Source organism: Evansella tamaricis (genome assembly GCF_019042215.1).
Classification (GTDB): domain Bacteria; phylum Bacillota; class Bacilli; order Bacillales; family Salisediminibacteriaceae; genus Evansella; species Evansella tamaricis.
Map to the genome: position 1 here is coordinate 1 of NZ_JAHQCS010000039.1, position 19256 is coordinate 19256.

The 19256-nt window shown below is 34.6% G+C and carries 17 protein-coding genes; 10 read left to right on the forward strand and 7 right to left on the reverse strand.

All coding sequences use genetic code 11. The features are described 5' to 3' along the window. Positions 1 to 177: 177 nt before the first annotated feature. The 7 genes from gyrA to dnaA form a co-directional block, all read right to left on the reverse strand. The gene (gene gyrA, locus KS419_RS02455) at positions 178 to 2733 is read right to left on the reverse strand and encodes a DNA gyrase subunit A (protein WP_217064497.1); all 2556 of its coding nucleotides are present in this window, start codon (positions 2731 to 2733) and stop codon (positions 178 to 180) included. 140 nt (positions 2734 to 2873) lie between these two features. Then, complete coding sequence (gyrB, locus tag KS419_RS02460) at positions 2874 to 4787, reverse strand: DNA topoisomerase (ATP-hydrolyzing) subunit B (RefSeq protein ID WP_217064498.1); 1914 nt, start codon at positions 4785 to 4787, stop codon at positions 2874 to 2876. 65 nt (positions 4788 to 4852) lie between these two features. Beyond that, positions 4853 to 5107, reverse strand: a complete 255-nt coding sequence (remB, locus tag KS419_RS02465) for an extracellular matrix regulator RemB (protein ID WP_217064499.1) — start codon at positions 5105 to 5107, stop codon at positions 4853 to 4855. Between the two features lie 10 nt (positions 5108 to 5117). Continuing rightward, complete coding sequence (gene recF / locus KS419_RS02470) at positions 5118 to 6239, reverse strand: DNA replication/repair protein RecF (protein ID WP_217064500.1); 1122 nt, start codon at positions 6237 to 6239, stop codon at positions 5118 to 5120. A gap of 3 nt (positions 6240 to 6242) precedes the next feature. Further along, a complete protein-coding gene (gene yaaA / locus KS419_RS02475; protein WP_217064501.1) occupies positions 6243 to 6461 on the reverse strand; it encodes a S4 domain-containing protein YaaA in 219 nt (72 codons plus the stop codon). A 172-nt stretch (positions 6462 to 6633) separates the two neighbouring features. Beyond that, positions 6634 to 7776 (reverse strand): DNA polymerase III subunit beta, encoded by a 1143-nt coding sequence (gene dnaN, locus KS419_RS02480; protein ID WP_217064502.1) that lies wholly within the window; start codon positions 7774 to 7776, stop codon positions 6634 to 6636. A gap of 243 nt (positions 7777 to 8019) precedes the next feature. Then, entirely contained in the window at positions 8020 to 9378 is a 1359-nt protein-coding gene (dnaA, locus tag KS419_RS02485; RefSeq protein ID WP_217064503.1) for a chromosomal replication initiator protein DnaA, read from the reverse strand. A 619-nt stretch (positions 9379 to 9997) separates the two neighbouring features. Here dnaA and rpmH point away from each other — a divergent pair. From rpmH to KS419_RS02535, 10 genes are all read left to right on the forward strand, one after another. Next, complete coding sequence (rpmH, locus tag KS419_RS02490) at positions 9998 to 10135, forward strand: 50S ribosomal protein L34 (RefSeq protein ID WP_078593326.1); 138 nt, start codon at positions 9998 to 10000, stop codon at positions 10133 to 10135. 235 nt (positions 10136 to 10370) lie between these two features. Then, positions 10371 to 10709: a ribonuclease P protein component gene (gene rnpA, locus KS419_RS02495; protein WP_217064504.1), complete on the forward strand. Its 339-nt coding sequence runs from the start codon at positions 10371 to 10373 to the stop codon at positions 10707 to 10709. A 26-nt stretch (positions 10710 to 10735) separates the two neighbouring features. After that, positions 10736 to 10963 carry a membrane protein insertion efficiency factor YidD gene (yidD, locus tag KS419_RS02500; protein WP_217064505.1) on the forward strand — a complete coding sequence of 76 codons (228 nt, stop codon included), beginning with the start codon at positions 10736 to 10738 and terminating at the stop codon, positions 10961 to 10963. A gap of 310 nt (positions 10964 to 11273) precedes the next feature. Then, positions 11274 to 12077, forward strand: coding sequence for a YidC family membrane integrase SpoIIIJ (gene spoIIIJ, locus KS419_RS02505; RefSeq protein WP_217064506.1), 804 nt, complete (start codon positions 11274 to 11276; stop codon positions 12075 to 12077). Continuing rightward, positions 12077 to 12694, forward strand: coding sequence for an RNA-binding cell elongation regulator Jag/EloR (gene jag / locus KS419_RS02510; RefSeq protein WP_217064507.1), 618 nt, complete (start codon positions 12077 to 12079; stop codon positions 12692 to 12694). The genes spoIIIJ and jag overlap by 1 nt, the downstream gene beginning before the upstream one ends. A 464-nt stretch (positions 12695 to 13158) precedes the next feature. Then, positions 13159 to 14535 (forward strand): tRNA uridine-5-carboxymethylaminomethyl(34) synthesis GTPase MnmE, encoded by a 1377-nt coding sequence (mnmE, locus tag KS419_RS02515; RefSeq protein ID WP_217064508.1) that lies wholly within the window; start codon positions 13159 to 13161, stop codon positions 14533 to 14535. Positions 14536 to 14558: 23 nt separating this feature from the next. After that, entirely contained in the window at positions 14559 to 16451 is a 1893-nt protein-coding gene (gene mnmG / locus KS419_RS02520; RefSeq protein WP_217064509.1) for a tRNA uridine-5-carboxymethylaminomethyl(34) synthesis enzyme MnmG, read from the forward strand. A gap of 120 nt (positions 16452 to 16571) precedes the next feature. Continuing rightward, complete coding sequence (gene rsmG, locus KS419_RS02525) at positions 16572 to 17285, forward strand: 16S rRNA (guanine(527)-N(7))-methyltransferase RsmG (RefSeq protein WP_217064510.1); 714 nt, start codon at positions 16572 to 16574, stop codon at positions 17283 to 17285. A 490-nt stretch (positions 17286 to 17775) separates the two neighbouring features. Beyond that, complete coding sequence (noc, locus tag KS419_RS02530; protein ID WP_217064511.1) at positions 17776 to 18651, forward strand: nucleoid occlusion protein; 876 nt, start codon at positions 17776 to 17778, stop codon at positions 18649 to 18651. 199 nt (positions 18652 to 18850) lie between these two features. Then, complete coding sequence (locus KS419_RS02535) at positions 18851 to 19072, forward strand: hypothetical protein (RefSeq protein ID WP_217064512.1); 222 nt, start codon at positions 18851 to 18853, stop codon at positions 19070 to 19072. Positions 19073 to 19256 lie beyond the last annotated feature (184 nt).

Consider the following 19256-nt stretch of genomic DNA (forward strand, 5'->3'; position numbering starts at 1 on the left):
AGGGCAGTGCAGGAATGACAACCTGAAGTTTGCTCTTTGACTTCGGTTGTCACTTCCGAAGTGCCCCGCAGCGAGTAGGCGATGGAGCTAGACAAGGCCCGAAGGTGCAAAAACTAATAAATCCTTTAAAAAAAGGACTGGTTAAGGAGAATTAACCTTAACCAATCCGTATATTAATTATTCTTTTTCATCTTTTTCATCTGTCTCTTCATTACCTAATTCTTCATTTTCACTTTTGGAAGATGCGTCATTCTCTTCCGTTACATCTAACCCCTCATTATCCTCTTCCACTTCTAATATCTCATCGTCATCATCTATATTTACACGGGCAACTGTTGATACATGCTCATCCTCAGCTACTCTGATAAGACGAACACCTTGAGTATTTCTGCCTGTCTGAGATATTTCTTGTACATGCATTCGAATAATTACTCCTGAAGTTGTAATAATCATTAAATCATGTTCTTCAGAAACAACCTTCAGTGAAACTAAGTCACCATTTTTATCTGTTATGTTACACGTTTTAATTCCTTTACCACCTCTAGTTTGGATTCGATAATCCTCAACAGGTGTTCGTTTTCCAAATCCTTTATCAGTAACGATTAAAACATCTTGGTCCTTTTCAATGATATCCATTCCAACGACCTGATCTTCTACTTGAAGAGTAACACCTTTTACTCCTGCTGCTGTTCTTCCCATAATTCGGACATCTGTTTCATTAAAGCGAATTGACATTCCTTTTTTTGTTCCGACGATAATCTCTTTCTTTCCATCAGTTAAACGAACGCCGTGAAGCTCGTCACCTTCACGTAAATTGATTGCGAAAAGACCACCACGGCGAATGTTGCCAAAAGCCTGTAGTATGGACCTTTTTACAACACCATACTTAGTCATAAAGAATAAGTAGCGCCCCTCATCAAACTCTTCCACAGGTATTACAGTACTAATGTACTCATCTTTCTCAATCTGTAAAAGGTTAATGATTGGGATACCTTTTGCAGTTCGACTTAATGCTGGTATTTCATATCCTTTTAATCGATATACTTTTCCTTTATTCGTAAAGAATAATAGATGATCGTGGGAATTAGTTATAAATAGATGTCTAACAAAATCATCGTCGTGAGTTCCCATCCCTTGTACTCCACGTCCTCCGCGTTTTTGACTACGGTAAGTGGAAAGTGGAATCCGTTTAATATAGCCATTATGTGAAAGAGTAATGACTACATTTTGTCTAGGAATAAGGTCTTCATCTTCTAAGCTATCTTCCCCTAAGGAAATTACCGTTCGGCGATCATCATTAAAACGATCACGGATTTCAGTTAACTCTTCACGGATAATTTCTAAAACTTTTTCATCATCAGCTAAAATTGCCTTTAATTCTGCAATTCTTTGTAAAAGTTCTTGATATTCTGATTCAATTTTATCACGTTCTAAACCTGTTAAACGTTGTAATCGCATATCAAGGATTGCTTGAGCTTGATCATAGCTTAGACTAAATTGTTCCATCAATCCATTTCTTGCAATTTCCGTTGTTTGTGATCCACGAATCAATGCAATAATTTCATCTATATGATCTAAGGCAATACGCAACCCTTCTAGAATATGTGCTCTTGCTTCCGCTTTTTTAAGTTCAAAGGCAGTTCGTCTGCGAATTACTACCCGTTGATGCTCTAAGTAGTGGTATAAAACTTCCTTAAGAGAAAGAACTTTTGGCTGCCCATTAACTAACGCTAGCATATTAATTCCAAAACTTGATTGCAGTGCTGTTTGTTTATATAGGTTATTGAGTAAAACGTTAGCATTAATATCACGTCGTAATTCTATAACAATTCTCATACCATTTCGGTCTGATTCATCCCTCAAGTCGGTAATACCTTCTAGCTTCTTATCACGGACTAATTCAGCAATCTTTTCAATTAAACGTGCTTTATTCACTTGGTATGGTATTTCATTTACAATAATTCTTGGTTTCCCGTTGTGTTCCTCAATCTCTGCCTTTGCACGAATGGTAATAGAACCTTTCCCTGTCTCATAAGCCCGTCTGATACCTGAAATTCCAACTATCTCTGCGCCTGTGGGAAAATCAGGTCCTGGAATATATTCCATTAATTCTGAACTTGTTAGTTCCGGATTTTTACTTAACTCTAAAACACCATCGATTACTTCACCTAAGTGATGAGGAGGAATATTAGTAGCCATCCCCACTGCAATTCCAGATGTGCCGTTCACTAATAAATTTGGAAATCGTGCTGGCATAACAATGGGCTCAGATTCAGAACCATCATAGTTTTCCTGATAATCAATCGTATCTTTATTAATATCACGTACTAATTCCATTGAAATTTTAGACATTTTAGCTTCCGTATAACGCATTGCTGCTGCTGCATCTCCGTCGACAGATCCGAAATTACCATGTCCATCAACAAGCATATAACGATAACTAAAGTCTTGTGCCATCCGCACCATCGTTTCATATACAGCGGAATCACCATGTGGGTGATATTTACCAATTACTTCTCCCACGATACGTGCTGATTTTTTGTAAGCTTTATCTGCCGTAATTCCTAATTCATTCATTGCAAATAAAATTCGTCGATGAACCGGCTTTAAACCATCACGTACATCAGGTAAAGCCCTGCTCACAATAACACTCATGGCATAGTCCATAAACGATGACTTCATTTCTGTGCTAATGTTAATTTCTTTAACTTTTGATTGGTCTTGATCAGACATACTTGTACCTCCGTTCAGGAATTCCAACACAAACCTTTTTCCAATTTCACATTTATTAGATTCTTCTATGTAATTGGGGTCAACTTTCTAATCTTAGAAGTGCATCAACCATGCAGTTATACCTGCATGGTTTGATACAATCATATATCTAAATTCTTTACATATTGAGCATTTTCTTGAATAAAATCTCTTCGAGGTTCAACTTTGTCACCCATTAAGGTTTCAAATATTTCATCTGCGACCATTGCATCTTCCAATGTAACTTGGAGAAGAGTTCTTGTGCCAGGGTCCATTGTTGTTTCCCATAATTGTGTAGGGTTCATCTCCCCTAAACCTTTATAGCGCTGAACACCTGGTTTTGGTGTTTGGGGAATTTCACTCATAATACGATCCATTTCTTTTTGATTATAAGCATAATGAATGATCTTGCCCTGTTGAATTTTATATAACGGTGGTTGGGCGATATAAACATAACCTTGTTCAATTAATGGACGCATATAACGGTAAAAGAAAGTAAGAAGCAGTGTTCTAATATGAGCACCATCTACATCGGCATCCGTCATAATTATGGTTTTATGATATCTTGCTTTACTAATATCAAAATCCCCGCCAATTCCAGTACCGAGTGCAGTTATAATTGCCCTTACTTCATTATTAGAAAGGATCTTGTCTAATCTAGATTTCTCCACATTAATAATTTTCCCACGTAAAGGCAAAATAGCTTGGAAATGACGATCCCGTCCTTGTTTTGCAGAACCACCTGCTGAATCACCTTCAACAATATATAATTCACTAATAGATGCATCCTTCGAGGAACAATCAGCAAGTTTACCTGGTAGTGAACTTACTTCTAATGCTGATTTTCTTCTTGTAAGTTCACGGGCTTTTTTAGCTGCATCCCTTGCCCTTGATGCCATAATTCCCTTTTCCACAATTTTTCTGGCCACATTTGGATTTTCAGCCATATACTTAGCCATATGCTCTGAAAATAACGAATCTGTAATTGTACGTGCTTCGCTATTACCTAACTTTGTTTTTGTTTGTCCTTCAAATTGGGGGTCAGGTATTTTAACGGAAATAATGGCAGTCAATCCTTCTCTCACGTCATCCCCAATTAAGTTTGGATCCGATTCTCGAAATAGATTATTTTTTCGGGCATAATCATTGATTACTCTTGTGAGTGCCGTTTTAAACCCAGATTCATGAGTACCACCTTCATGAGTATTGATATTATTAGCAAAGGAGTAAATAGAACTTGCAAAACCATCATTATATTGCATGGCAATTTCTACAGTAATTCCATCCCGCTCACTCTCAATAAAAACAGGTGGTTCATGTAAAGGTTCCTTTGTTCGGTTTAAATGTTCGACGAAGGAGGAGATACCACCTTCATAGTAATATTCTGCTTTTTTGCCATCTGGTCGCTTGTCCGTAATATGAATACGAAGCCCCCTGTTTAAAAAGGCAAGTTCACGTAATCTGTTGGCCAGAATATCATATTCAAATATAGTTGTTTCCGTAAATATTTCTTGATCCGGTTTAAAGTGAATAATTGTACCTTGTTTATCGGTTTCTCCAGTTACCTTTAAATCTGCAACTGGAACACCACGTTCAAATTTCTGGTAATGTACTTTACCATCTAAATGCACATTAACTTCCAAGGAATTAGATAAAGCATTAACGACGGATGCACCTACACCGTGCAATCCACCTGAGACTTTATATCCTCCTCCACCGAATTTACCTCCTGCATGGAGAACTGTCATTATTACTTCAACAGCAGGTCTACCCATTTTTTCGTGTATGCCTACTGGAATTCCCCGTCCATTGTCTTCCACAGTAATACTGTTGTCTGTTTCAATCGTAACTTTAATAGTGTCACAATAGCCACCCATAGCTTCATCAATACTATTGTCTACTATTTCCCATACTAAATGGTGTAAACCCCTGGCACTAGTTGATCCAATATACATACCAGGACGTTTTCTAACTGCCTCAAGCCCCTCTAATACTTGAATTTGACTTTCATCATATGAATGCTGCTCGATTGTCAATTTCTTCACCTACACTTTTCTTTGCAGTTTACGCTGCACCAAAATAAAATCTATATTAAGGACTACTATTCTTCTTCCTCTATGACTGTTACTGTTTCTGCTCGCCTTTTTAATGTGTGGGATGAGATTGGAGATAAATAAATGTGACTGTCTGTGATGACAACTGATTTCGTATTATCTTCCGATATCTGAATCGTTTTCTTTTCTTTTTCTTGTGAAATGAGAAACTGTTGATTATCTTGAGATTCATTTGTCTGATCTAAGATTGCTATAATTTTTTTTGATCTTAGGACCATATCTCCACCAAGATGGATAAACATACTTGCCACCTCACCTTTTCACTTCAATTTTACGATCTTCAACAACATAAAGTTGTGCTTCACGGAGTGTTTGATGATGAATCCCTTCCACACTAGTTGTAGTTACAAAAGTCTGAACTTTTCCTTGTATGGTATTTAGTAAATGAGATTGACGATAGTCGTCTAATTCTGAAAGTACGTCATCAAGTAGCAAAATAGGATATTCACCGACTTTTTCACGAATAAGTTGAATTTCTGCTAATTTCAAAGATAGTGCAGTAGTACGTTGTTGACCTTGGGAACCGTATGTTTGAATATCCCTATCGTTTACAATAAATTGTAGGTCATCTCTATGGGGACCTGCAATCGTTGTTCCCCTTTGTAGTTCCTTTGCTCTCAATCGTTGAAACTCTTGTTCAATAGTTATTCTCATTGTCGACAAATCCATCTCTTCTGATACGTTAATTGACGGGAGATACTTTATTTTAAGTAGTTCTGAGCCTCGACTAATCTCCTTATGAATTGGTTGAGCCCATGCTTGCAGTTTATGGAGGAATGTAAAACGCTTTTCTAATACATGTACAGCGGAAGAAATGAGTTGATCTGTCATCACGTCTAACATGGTATTATCTTGCTTATGCTTCTTTTGAATTACATCTTTCAACCATTGATTTCTCTGTTTTAAAACTTTGTGGTATTGAGAAAGATGATATAAATAGATAGAGTAAATTTGGCCCATTTCCATATCTAAGAATTTACGACGAACTTGTGGACTACCTTTTACAAGATTAAGATCTTCTGGAGCAAACATTACTATATTGCATGTTCCTATATAGTCACTTAACCGTTTTTTCTCTAAATGATTAATTTTTACTTTTTTTCCTTTTTGAGAAAATATGACTTCCATTTGCAGTGGCCCGTTTCGGTTCACTAAATGTCCTTCCACTTTAGCAAAGGATTTATCCCATTGTATTAACTCTTTATCCCTTGGTGTCCTATGTGACTTAGCCATTGCCAAAACATAGATGGCTTCCATTAAATTTGTTTTCCCCTGAGCATTTTCCCCAATGATCACATTAACCTTATTTTCAAAATGTAATGAAATCTTATTATAATTACGATAATCTCTTAATGTAATTTCATTGATATACAAAATTTATCCCTCTTTAATTAAAACCAATCCAAAGTTTTCAATTTGAACTTGGTCACCTGGAAAAAGTTTTCTTCCTCGTCGGTTTTCTTCTTCGTTATTCACATGAACAGGATTTTCTTGTAAATACCATTTTGCAGCTCCTCCTGTTCCAATGATCCCAACTTCTTTTAATACTTGACCTAATGTGATAAAGTCCTCTTGAATTTGAATCGTTTCCTTCAAAGGGGGTCACTCACTTTCTACAAATAATCTTCTTTGCATACACAATCCAATATCCATTGTACTAAAATATTTAGATTTACGCCAATCTATGTGAAAACCTTGTATAAAGAAGAGAGTTACCGAATAGTATTCCGGTAACTCGACCGTAGATTTAAGAAATTTATTCCAATAATTAATAAGTTCTAACTGGAGAGAAAAGGTGAAGCATGTATTCGTGCTCTAACGGTTTCATCACAAAAGGACTCATGGCTCCAGTGAAATCTATTTGAACTTCAGTAGAATCAATGACTTTTAATGCATCAATAATATTTTTCCCATTGAAAGATATTCTTAATTCTTCACCAGAATAATTAATACAATCAATATCCTCTGTAACTTTACCAACTTCAGGAGTAACAGAAGTAATTTCAATGTTTCCGTCAGCCATCGTTTTTAAATTGACCACGTTATTTTTGCCGTCCCTAGATAAAAGCAAAGCTCTTTCAATTGCTTGGGTTAATTTTTTTGTATCCAATGTAACACTAGTCTTTGAATGGTTTGGAATCATATTTTTTGTGGCTGGATAATTTCCGTCTAATAAGCGTGAGAAGAATAAAATATTTTTCCCCTTAAATAATATTTGATTATCCGTAACAATAATTTCAATCCACTGATTAGTATCATCTAGTATTTTATTTAATTCATTCAAGCTTTTTCCAGGGATAACAACATTTGAAAAAGACAATTCTCCTGAGTTTGTTTCCACCTTTGCGTGTCGCATAGCTAATCGATGACTGTCAGTTGCAGTACATGTTAACGTGCTGTCTTCGATCATCCAGTTAACACCTGTTAAAATTGGGCGTGTTTCAACTGTAGAAACTGCAAACACTGTTTGACGAATAATATTTTTTAATAAGTCTGTTGGTAGTTTAAAGATATTTTCCTCTTCAATATCAGGCAATCTTGGATATTCCTCAGGGTCCAGTCCATTTAAGTTAAATTCAGAAGATCCTGATTTTAAGGTAGTTGTCAGATTATCTGTAACTATCACTTCAATAGTTTCCTCTGGTAATTTTTTCACAATGTCTGCAAAAAATCTTGCCTGTAAGACAATGCTTCCTTCTTCCACTATTTCCACAAGTTGTTGATCATCTTCGTCTTTTGGGATAAAAGCTTCAATGGAAATATCAGAATCACTTCCTGTTAAAGTAACTCCTTCAGATGTTGCCAAAATTTTTATACCTGTTAATACCGGTATAGTTGTTCTAAGTGATATTGCTTTTGATACATGTTGGACACTTTGTACAAAATGATCACGATGAATCGTAAATTTCATTTTTCGTCCTCGCTTTCTATTCCGTTTACTTTAATTTTAGTAATTATATTTTCAAAAATAAAATAGCTTAATTTTAATCATATATCTTATTTTTTTAAATAAAAAAGTAGTAGTACTAGTAATAAGGGCTGTTAGTATGTGGATAACTATATGACAACCTTACGGAGAGTAAGTTATTCACATGTGGACAACCTGTTGACAACTGTGTACCATTTATCAACAGTGTGCACATATCAATGATTGTTAAGATTTTAATTTTTCTTTTAAATCTTGAACAATTCTTTGCAATTCTAATTCAGAACTTAATAATTTTGATATTTTTTCATGAGCATGGATGACAGTAGTGTGATCGCGTCCACCGAACTCTGCTCCAATTTTCGGTAATGAATTGTCTGTAAGTTCCCTTGATAAGTACATGGCAATTTGTCGCGGATAAGCCACAGTTTTCGTCCGTTTTTTTGCTTTTAGTTCTTCGACCCTAATATTAAATGATTCAGAAACTGTTTTTTGAATATCCTGTATTGTAATGATCTTAGGTTTAGAATTAGGAATTATATCTTTCAATGCTTCTGCCGCTAAATCTGCATTCATATCTTGATTAATCAAGGAAGAGTAGGCGACAACTCTTATTAAAGCTCCTTCGAGTTCTCGTATATTAGTATCGATTTGATTTGCAATATACAACATAACCTCATTTGGTATGTCCAGATTTTCAGCCTTGGCTTTTTTCCTTAGTATCGCAATTCTTGTTTCTAAGTCAGGAGGTGTAATATCAGTTATCAATCCCCACTCAAATCGTGATCTAAGTCGATCTTCCAAAGTTGGTATTTCCTTTGGTGGACGATCACTTGATATGACAATTTGTTTTCTTTCCTCATGGAGTGCATTAAACGTATGAAAAAATTCTTCTTGAGTTTGTTCTTTTCCAGCTAAAAACTGAATATCGTCTATTAATAGCACATCAACATTTCGATATTTATTTCGAAAGTGAACTGCTTTATTATCACGAATAGAATTAATAAATTCATTAGTAAATTTCTCTGAAGATAGGTAAACAACCTTTGCATTCGGATTATGGTCAATAACGTAATGACCGATAGCATGCATTAAATGTGTCTTTCCTAATCCCACTCCTCCGTATATAAATAAAGGATTGTACGCCTTTGCAGGTGCCTCTGCAACAGCAAGTGATGCTGCATGTGCAAAACGATTTCCACTACCAATTACGAAAGTGTCAAATGTGTATTTAGGGTTTAACATATGTTTCGGAGTTTCGTCTTGCGATTGAGCCTGACTGTTCACTGGTGGATTCATTTTTTCTAGTAATTCTAAATCATTATTTTTTTCTTCTTTAGGCAAGATAAATCTTGCTTCCAGTTCTGCACCAGTTAATTCATGCATTGTTTCTGTGATAATCCCAAAATAACGATTTTCTAACCAATCTCTTGCGAATTCATTTGGTGCGATAACTGTAATCGTATTAGTACTTTGGTCAATGGAATCAGCTTTTGTAAATTTAAACCATGTATCATAACTGGGTTTACTCACTTTTCCCTGTATTTGTTTTAGTACCTGATCCCATAGATCATTCAAGTTTTCCAAGACTAGTTCCCTCCCTTACAAAGGAATTGTTCCATAACAGTTAAACGAATCCATTGATGAATTCGTTATTGTACAAGGAATGTATAAGATGGGTGAATATGTGTGAATAATAATTCTACTCGATTTCTGTGGAAAAATATATAATAAAGAAGAAAAAAGTTAATACACGATATTCACAACTTTGTGGACAAGTTTATCCATAGTATAGAATAACTATCCACAAAGTTACTAACAACTGTGGATAGTTTATATTTTAACACATGTTCTCCACTAGAAAAAATAAGAAAATATTATCAAAAAATATCAGGTGTGATAATGAATTAAGGGAGTTATCCACATTATTCAACCTATTGTGGTTATTTTTTGTCCACAACACTAGATACTGTGTAAAAATTGTCGAATTAGCTGTGGATTGTTTGAAAAAATGATGAAAGTTGTCCACATTTGATGAAAAAAATTTTTTGCCACCAATAACTAAATATTTGATTAACAAAAATGGTGTATTTTTATTTTTCACTGTAATGCATAAGGTTAGGAGAAAAACTTGACATTAGATAATGACTCTCATATAATTTACAAGACTGTTTTTTTTGTATTTTCCCGCAGGAGGTGTATATAGATGGGTAAACCAACATTTAATCCTAATAACCGTAAACGTAAGAAGGTTCATGGATTTCGTGCAAGAATGAGTACTAAAAATGGACGTAGAGTATTAGCAAATCGTCGTCGCAAAGGAAGAAAAGTATTATCTGCATAATTTAACCACTGATTTCTCAGTGGTTTTTTTTTCGTTTATTCGTGTAGAATGGTTAAAATTACAGAATCACAGGTTATACTTGGTAATGTATTTCTCCAATTATTTGCGTTAATATGATTATTGGAGATATTTATTGTAAAATGGATGGAGATACTAACAAATTTTCTTTATAATGAAACTTGAGTTCAATAGGCCGGTTATTTTAGGGTCTTATGAATGATAACGGGGTGCAATAATGAACAGGGAAAACCGCTTGAAAAAAAATCAAGAATTTCAAAACGTTTTTCAGAATGGATCTTCTGTTGCAAACCGACAATTTGTCCTTTATGTATTAAGAATAGAAGGACAAGATAATATAAGAATTGGTTTATCTGTTAGTAAAAAACTTGGAAATGCTGTGATGAGGAATAGGATTAAACGTTTAATGCGAGAAGGAATTCGTGAGATTTTACCTAGTTTACAAACTAATTACGATGTCATTGTTATTGCAAGAAAACCAACGATAATGATGGACAAGCTCCAAATCCAAAAATCACTGCAACATGTTTTTCATCGAGCTAAACTCCTTAAATGATGGTATAAAACTTGGGGTGATTTATGATGAAATGGGTATTAATTGGTTTCATTCGTTTTTATCAACAATATATTTCGCGATTCACACCGGCAACATGCAGATTCTACCCAACTTGTTCTCAATATGGACTTGAATCCATTCAGCTTTTTGGAGTTTTCAAAGGCACTTGGTTAATCATCAAACGAATTTTAAAATGTCATCCTTTTCATCCTGGGGGGTTTGATCCAGTACCTGAAAAGAGAAACAAAAATTAAACATGTTTTTATTAAAAGTTCACTCGGTTATTCTCTTATAAATTGTTGTAATAGTATGCTCTGTTATCATGAAGTTAACATTTTTTCGAAACATAGTTCCTTATATCACAGGCAACAAAGGCGACTAGTAATCGCAGGATCACTGTGTTAAGTAGTTGTGGATGGAGCAAAAAAATTAGCCATTAACAGAGTTATTTATAAAAGAGTAACATAACGTTATTTTCCTTAAGCCAATTGTAAAACTTTGAAAAAGGGCTTACAAGGAATGACAAATATAAAATTTGGTGAAGGAAGGTTAGGAGGACCGATTGTGGCAAGAAAAATGGGATTGGTATTTTTAATAATTGGTTTAATGTTAGTAATGACGGGCTGTTTTAATGTAAACGAGCCGATTCAAGCAGGTAGTGAAGGGATTTGGGATCCTTATTTTGTATATCCCCTTTCTTGGTTAATGACTACAATTGCGGAAGCGTTAGGAAATAGTTATGGATTAGCAATAATTATTGTTACAATTTTGCTAAGAATATTAATTTTACCTTTAATGATTAAACAAACAAAAAGTACAAAAGCGATGCAAGCACTACAACCAGAGATGAATAAATTAAAAGAAAAATATAGTGCGAAGGACCAACAGACACAACAAAAATTACAACAAGAAACAATGGCATTATTCCAAAAGCACAATGTTAATCCTTTAGCAGGTTGTTTACCAATTTTTGTACAGATGCCAATATTAATTGGTTTTTATCATGCAATTATTCGTACGCCTCAAATCAACCCAGAAATTGATCCATCTGTCACTTATGATCCACAGACATTTCTATGGTTTGAATTAGGTGCTGCAGATCCGTATTTTATTTTACCGTTAGTTGCTGGTGCAACAACATTTATTCAACAAAAAATGATGATGGTACAAGATAATCCGCAAATGCGCATGCTGATGTACCTCATGCCAATCATGATTATGGCATTCGCAGCTTTCTTCCCAGCAGCATTGGCACTTTATTGGGTAATTGGTAACTTGTTTATGATCGTTCAAACATACTTTATTACTGGGCCTAATGTGGGAAAAGGAAAGGATCCACAGCCTAGTACAGGGGGAGCGAAACGCTAGTGAGAAAAGTGACTGTTTCTGGAAAAACGGTGGATGACGCTATTGAATTAGGGATATCAAAACTAGATACAACGAAGGAATATGTTACGATTAATGTTTTAGAGGAACCTCAAAAAGGTCTTTTTGGGATATTAGGTGGCAAACCTGCAATAGTTGAAGTTTCTCTTAAACCGGATCCAATCAAAGAAGCAATCGTATTTCTAAGGGATACTATTGATAAAATGGGAATTTCAGCTAGTGTTGATAAAGAGGAAAGAGAAGAGGGTTTGTTTCTAAATATAACTGGTGTTGATATTGGTGTATTAATCGGAAAACGTGGGCAAACCTTGGATTCATTACAGTACCTTGTTAACCTTGTGGCAAATCGGCAGTCCAGTAATTATATACGTATCTATTTAGATGCGGAAGGTTACCGGGATCGAAGGAAAGAAGCTTTAGAAATTCTTGCTTCACGACTTTCTAACAAAGCACTTAAAACAAAGCGTGAGGTCAGATTGGAACCTATGAATGCTCATGAAAGAAAGATAATCCATACTGCATTGCAAAATGTAAAAGGGATTTCCACGTATTCAGATGGTGTGGAACCTAATCGTCGAATTATCGTAGCGCCTAAATAATAATTAACAATCAATCATCCTACCTCCAGGAAAAACGAAGACTTAAGACATCGAAGGTATAGGACTGAAGTGAAAATAAAAATTGACGATAAAAGAGCCTAATTAAAAATATACTATTATAAGTGTTTCCAAAGTTATTCTTTGGAAGCACTTTTCTTTTTCTCACATAATCTATCCACAACATAGATCCGTAGACATTTAAATTTTTTATCCACAATAATTTTAGAATTATATTGTAAAAAACAACTAAATGACATTATCCACATGTGGATAATGTATATTTGATAATAAAATAAAGGATGAGAATAAAAAAATATGCCTATGATGATAAGTGAGGTGTACCTTTTATAGTTTTAGTCTTTGTGATGTGATATTCTTTAAAGTTGGAGAGACAATCAATAATTCCCAGTAGTTCATTGAAAATAGATGTGAAAGAAAGAATATCAAAAAGGGGTGATCCAGGAATGGAATTCGATACGATTGCAGCAATTTCCACACCAATGGGAGAAGGGGCAATTGCCATTATAAGAGTTAGTGGAAATGATGCTCTTCATATAGGTGATAAATTATATAGAGGGAAGAAGAGACTCTGTGAAGTAGAAACACATAGCATTAATTATGGCCACATTGTTGATCCAGAAACAGAAGAGAGAGTAGAAGAAGTAATGGTTTCTGTTTTGCTGGCTCCAAGAACATTTACAAAAGAAAATATGATTGAGATTAATTGTCATGGGGGAATTGTATCCGTTAATCGGGTATTACAATTAGTATTAAAAGAAGGAGCAAGGTTGGCAGAACCTGGTGAATTTACGAAAAGAGCTTTTTTAAATGGAAGAATAGATCTTTCTCAAGCTGAAAGTGTTATGGACTTAATTCGAGCAAAGTCTGATCGTGCATTGAATGTTGCCATGTCCCAGTTAGAAGGGAAATTATCAAAAAGAATTCAAAAGTTACGTCGAGAGTTGTTAGAAACAGTAGCCCATGTGGAAGTAAATATTGATTATCCAGAATATGATGCAGAAGAAATAACAGTAAATATTTTAATGGAAAAAGCCGAAATTGTACAAAATGGAATTAATCGTTTGCTACAAACTGCAGAACAAGGGAAAATATTAAGGGAAGGTCTCTCAACAGTAATAATTGGTAGACCGAATGTTGGGAAATCATCTTTATTAAATAGTCTAGTACACGATAATAAAGCAATCGTTACTGATATTCCAGGGACTACTAGAGATGTTATTGAGGAGTATGTTAATGTACGAGGAGTACCCCTTCGTCTATTAGATACTGCAGGTATAAGGGAAACAGAGGATATCGTTGAAAAATTAGGGGTTGAAAAATCAAGAAAAGTGGTTTCAAAAGCTGAGTTGGTTCTCTTAGTATTGAATTATAATGAGGAATTAACTACTTCCGATGAAGAGTTGTTCGAGATAAGTCAAGGAAGCGATCGAATTATAATAATTAACAAAACCGATCTTCCTGAAAAAATTGATATGAAACGTGTTAAAATGTTAGCCGGTAATCAGTTTATTATTTCTACTTCTTTAGTAAATGATGAAGGAGTAGATGAACTGGAAGAAGCAATAAAACAACTATTTTTTAGTGGTGAAATAGAAAGTGAAGATTTAACTTATGTATCCAACTCAAGACATATAGCATTGTTAAACCAAGCGAAAAAAGCTGTTGATGATGCAATGAATGCAATAAATGAAGGTATGCCAGTGGATATGGTACAAATCGACATAACAAGGGCATGGGAATTATTAGGAGAAGTGATCGGGGATAGTGTTCATGAAAGTTTAATTGATCAATTATTTTCACAATTTTGTTTAGGCAAATAAAATATTTAAAAGGAGGAATTACATTGAGTTTTCATGGTGGAGATTTTGATGTCATTGTCATTGGTGCTGGCCATGCTGGCGTAGAAGCTGGATTAGCTTCTGCCAGAATGGGCGCCAATACCTTAATGTTAACATTAAATTTAGATGCTGTAGCTTATATGCCTTGTAATCCGTCCGTAGGTGGACCAGCAAAAGGTATTGTGGTGCGTGAGATAGATGCTCTTGGTGGAGAAATGGCCAAAAATATAGATAAAACACATATTCAAATGAGAATGTTAAATACTGGAAAAGGGCCTGCGGTTAGGGCACTAAGAGCTCAAGCAGACAAGTTCTTATATCAACATGAAATGAAAAAAACAATTGAAGAAACGGATAACTTGTTATTACGCCAAGGGATGGTTGAAAGACTAATTGTAGAAAATAATGAAATTCGCGGTGTCGTGACGCAAACTGGAGCGGAGTATTATTCTAAAGCAGTGGTAATTACAACGGGTACTTATTTACGGGGAAAAGTCATTATTGGAGATCTAGCTTACGAAAGTGGACCTAACAATCAGCAACCTTCTGTAAACCTTTCTTACCATTTACAAGAATTAGGATTTGAGATGGTTCGTTTTAAAACCGGTACACCGCCCCGTGTAAATAGTCAAACTATTGATTATACAAAAACAGAAATTCAACCTGGTGATGATATTCCCCGTGCTTTTTCCTATGAGACAACTAAATTTATCACAGACCAATTACCATGTTGGTTAACATATACAAATGAAGAAACACACCAATTAATCAACAATAATCTGGACAGGTCACCGATGTACTCTGGAATGATTGAAGGGACAGGACCTAGATATTGTCCATCCATAGAAGATAAAATAGTCCGATTTAATGATAAACCAAGACATCAAATTTTTTTAGAGCCAGAAGGCAGGAATACACAAGAAGTTTATGTTCAAGGGTTATCCACGAGTTTACCTGAAGATGTTCAACATAAAATTTTAAGAACAGTTCCAGGATTAGAGAATGTCAGAATGATGCGTGCAGGATATGCAATTGAATATGACTCCATCGTTCCAACGCAATTGTGGCCTTCATTAGAAACAAAAAAAATCAGTGGTTTATTTACAGCAGGACAAATAAATGGGACGAGCGGATATGAAGAAGCTGCAGGACAGGGTATGATGGCAGGCATTAATGCTGCGAGAAAAGTACAGGGAAAAGAGGCAATTATTCTAAATCGTTCAGAAGCTTATATTGGTGTATTAATTGATGATCTTATAACAAAAGGAACAAACGAGCCTTATCGATTGTTAACATCTAGGGCAGAGTATCGCTTACTTCTACGACATGATAATGCGGACTTAAGGTTAACTGAAATTGGTCATGATATTGGACTAATATCATTAGAGAGGTACGAGAATTTTATTAATAAAAAAGCATTAATAGATGAAGAAATTCAACGCTTAAAGCAAACGATGATAAAAGTAACGGAAGAGTCAAAGACTGTTTTGGAATCGATCGGATCTACTCCTATTAAAGAGGCAATCAATGCTGCATTGTTGTTAAAAAGACCAGAAGTTACTTATGAACAAGTGGAAAAGTTAACTCCTCCTGATAAAAGATTGGATTCAGAAGTGGCTGAACAAGTGGAAATACAAATTAAATATGAAGGATATATAGCTAAACAATTAGAACAAGTTGAGAAATTAAAGAAAATGGAAACGAAAAAAATACCTGAAAATCTAGATTATAATGCTATAACCGGTTTAGCAACAGAAGCAAAACAAAAACTGACGAAGGTAAGACCATTATCTGTTGCACAAGCCTCTAGAGTATCTGGTGTTAATCCAGCAGATGTTTCCGTATTACTTGTTTATTTAGAACAGGGGAGATTAAAGCGAACAGAAAATACAAAATGACCATGTTTAAGTAATGAATGGAGAGCTTGGAGCAAAATTAACTCTCCTATTTCCAAAAGGGAGCAATTACTGGGATAAAAAATCTTTACTAATTTATTTCATATAAAGGATGATATTGTTATGAATGAAGTGGAATTTCGTGATGCACTTTTAGATAAAGGGATAGAATTATCAGATATACAAATGAACCAGTTTCAGCAATACTTCTTCATGTTAGTGGATTGGAATCAAAGGATGAATTTAACGGCAATCACTGAAAAAAAAGAAGTTTATTTAAAACATTTTTATGATTCAATAAGTGTGTCATTTTATCATGATTTCACATCACCCATGCGTATCGTAGATGTTGGGGCAGGGGCTGGTTTTCCAAGTTTGCCGCTCAAAATTTGTTTTCCAGATTTAAATGTTACGATTGTTGATTCATTAAATAAAAGAATTACATTTTTAAATGCTCTAGCCGAGAATTTGAAACTGAAAAATGTGGCTTTTTATCATGATAGGGCAGAGACGTTTGGACAAAACAAAAACCATAGAGAAATATATGATCTTGTTTTGGCAAGGGCAGTTGCGCGGTTACCAGTATTATTAGAGTTATGTATCCCCCTTGTGAGAACAGGGGGGGAATTTATTGCCATGAAGGGATCTGGTGGTTCTGAAGAAATTGTTGATTCAAAAAAAGCAATCTCACTTCTTGGAGGCAGCTTAAAATTTCATCACACGTTTCAATTACCAGAAGAAGAAAGTGAACGTTCTATTATCATCATAAATAAAGTTAAACCGTCACCAAAGAAATATCCTAGAAAACCTGGTGTCCCTAATAAACAACCACTATAAGAAGAAAAGTATCTAGGCTTAGACTTAAATCGTGAATGTAGATGAAACGTATGACATCTACTACTCATATTCTGTCTTCCATACAAATATTACTTTAGAGAATATCCTATTTTTCCAACGGGCAATGAGCAATTAATGCGAGATTGTCCGATCTTTTTGTACGGAATATAAACTAGTTCCACGAGAAAAAGCTGAGATGTATAGTAACTACTATTAGAATTAATGAGTTTGAAACGATAGGATAAGAAACACTTATTTTTATTACTTTCATGTCTTATTTATTATTGTTTCACGTGAAACAATTTTCGGTTTACTACTGTCATAAAGTTTGAAAAGATTTAGAAAAAAGATGTTTCTTTAGAAGTTATAAATATTACTATTGTCATTTACCTTCTAATATTAATATAATAGATTCATAAATAAGCAGGAAATTATTACTTCTCCTCGAATCATAGTATATAAGTAGTTATTTAAGGTGGTGGGTGTGGCCATGAAAGAATCATTTACTCGTTTTTTTGGATTAAATGAAAAGAATGAAGAGGTCGAACAAGAAAATATGTTAAATAACGATTCACCTGTGCATAATTTAGAAAAGGAAGAGGTTCAAAACCTAGTTGTAACAGAGATTGTACCTAATCGCTATCAACCTAGGACAATTTTTAATGACGAAAAGATTGAAGAGCTTGCACAAACCATCAAAACACATGGTATCATTCAACCAATTGTTGTTCGAAAACGGGAAGGTAAGTATGAAATAATTGCTGGAGAAAGAAGATGGAGAGCAGTCCAAACATTAGGTTGGGAGAAGATTCCGGCAGTTGTTAGGGAATTTAATGACTCTCAAACAGCGTCCATTGCTTTAATTGAAAATTTACAAAGGGAAGGGTTAACGTCTATTGAGGAAGCAATGGCATATGCCCAACTTTTAGAAATCCACAACTTGACCCAGGAAAGTTTAGCACAAAGATTAGGAAAAGGACAGTCTACAATTGCTAACAAGTTAAGATTGTTGCACCTTCCTGAATCAGTTAAGGAATCTTTATTATTAAGACAAATTACTGAACGTCATGCGAGAGCACTTATTAAATTGAAAAAACCAGAAATGCAAGAGACCGTACTTGAACGTATATTAAAAGATGGTTTGAATGTAAAACAGACAGAAGACTTAGTTGATAAATTTCTAGAAGAAAAACAACCTAAAAAAGCAAAGCCAATTCGTAAAGGTGTATCTAGAGATTTGAGGTTAGCTATGAATACAATTAGGCAATCTTTAGATATGGTTACTCAGTCGGGAATGGTTGTTGATACTTCTGAGGAAGATCACGATGACTATTACCAGTTCACTATTCGAATTCCGAAATCATAGTAAAAGTAAAAGATTCTTGCATTCGTCGATGGACGAATGCTTTATTTTTTCAATTAGAAACGCTAATCCTTTTGAGAAGTATTTGACTTTCATACAACAACGAACGAACATATCTTTAATGGATACTGAAAAGTACACTCAACAAAACTGGTGAAAACCATGATATACAATAGTACGAAACTAGCAAGTGTAGAAATCTATGCTAAAAAAAAGCCAAGAACTTTTAACATACATTGTGAAAAAACGACTCCTTTTAAACAATACGACACTATGTAGTTGTACGAATTCTTGGAGAGATACCTATTTTTCAGAAGTTAGAGTGATCTTTGCATTAATGGATGCAGGTTATGATTACGAAGCAATTTATGATCACGAATGCAGCTTCAGAGCGAAACTGGCAGAGGAAGAGACAAGCGAGTAGCTTGAAGTGATAATAGACAACAAAAGTTAAGTTAACAAGCATTTTTCTTAGACGATATTATCTTGTGACTATGGTCTTTCCTGGAAAGTGAATTATGAAATTGGTTCAATTATCTTGTTTTTAATAGGGAAAATATATTTTACTTAATATATTTTTAAATTTTAAGTACACAATGAACGCATAA

Coding starts and splice junctions, on each gene's coding strand:
- gyrA (WP_217064497.1), bottom strand. CDS start 2,733: ATGTCTGATCAAGACCAATCAAAAGTTAAAGAAATTAACATTAGCACA.
- remB (WP_217064499.1), bottom strand. CDS start 5,107: ATGTTTATCCATCTTGGTGGAGATATGGTCCTAAGATCAAAAAAAATT.
- dnaN (WP_217064502.1), bottom strand. CDS start 7,776: ATGAAATTTACGATTCATCGTGATCATTTTGTACAAAGTGTCCAACAT.
- rpmH (WP_078593326.1), top strand. CDS start 9,998: ATGGGTAAACCAACATTTAATCCTAATAACCGTAAACGTAAGAAGGTT.
- rnpA (WP_217064504.1), top strand. CDS start 10,371: ATGAACAGGGAAAACCGCTTGAAAAAAAATCAAGAATTTCAAAACGTT.
- yidD (WP_217064505.1), top strand. CDS start 10,736: ATGAAATGGGTATTAATTGGTTTCATTCGTTTTTATCAACAATATATT.
- mnmE (WP_217064508.1), top strand. CDS start 13,159: ATGGAATTCGATACGATTGCAGCAATTTCCACACCAATGGGAGAAGGG.
- rsmG (WP_217064510.1), top strand. CDS start 16,572: ATGAATGAAGTGGAATTTCGTGATGCACTTTTAGATAAAGGGATAGAA.
- noc (WP_217064511.1), top strand. CDS start 17,776: ATGAAAGAATCATTTACTCGTTTTTTTGGATTAAATGAAAAGAATGAA.
- KS419_RS02535 (WP_217064512.1), top strand. CDS start 18,851: ATGCTAAAAAAAAGCCAAGAACTTTTAACATACATTGTGAAAAAACGA.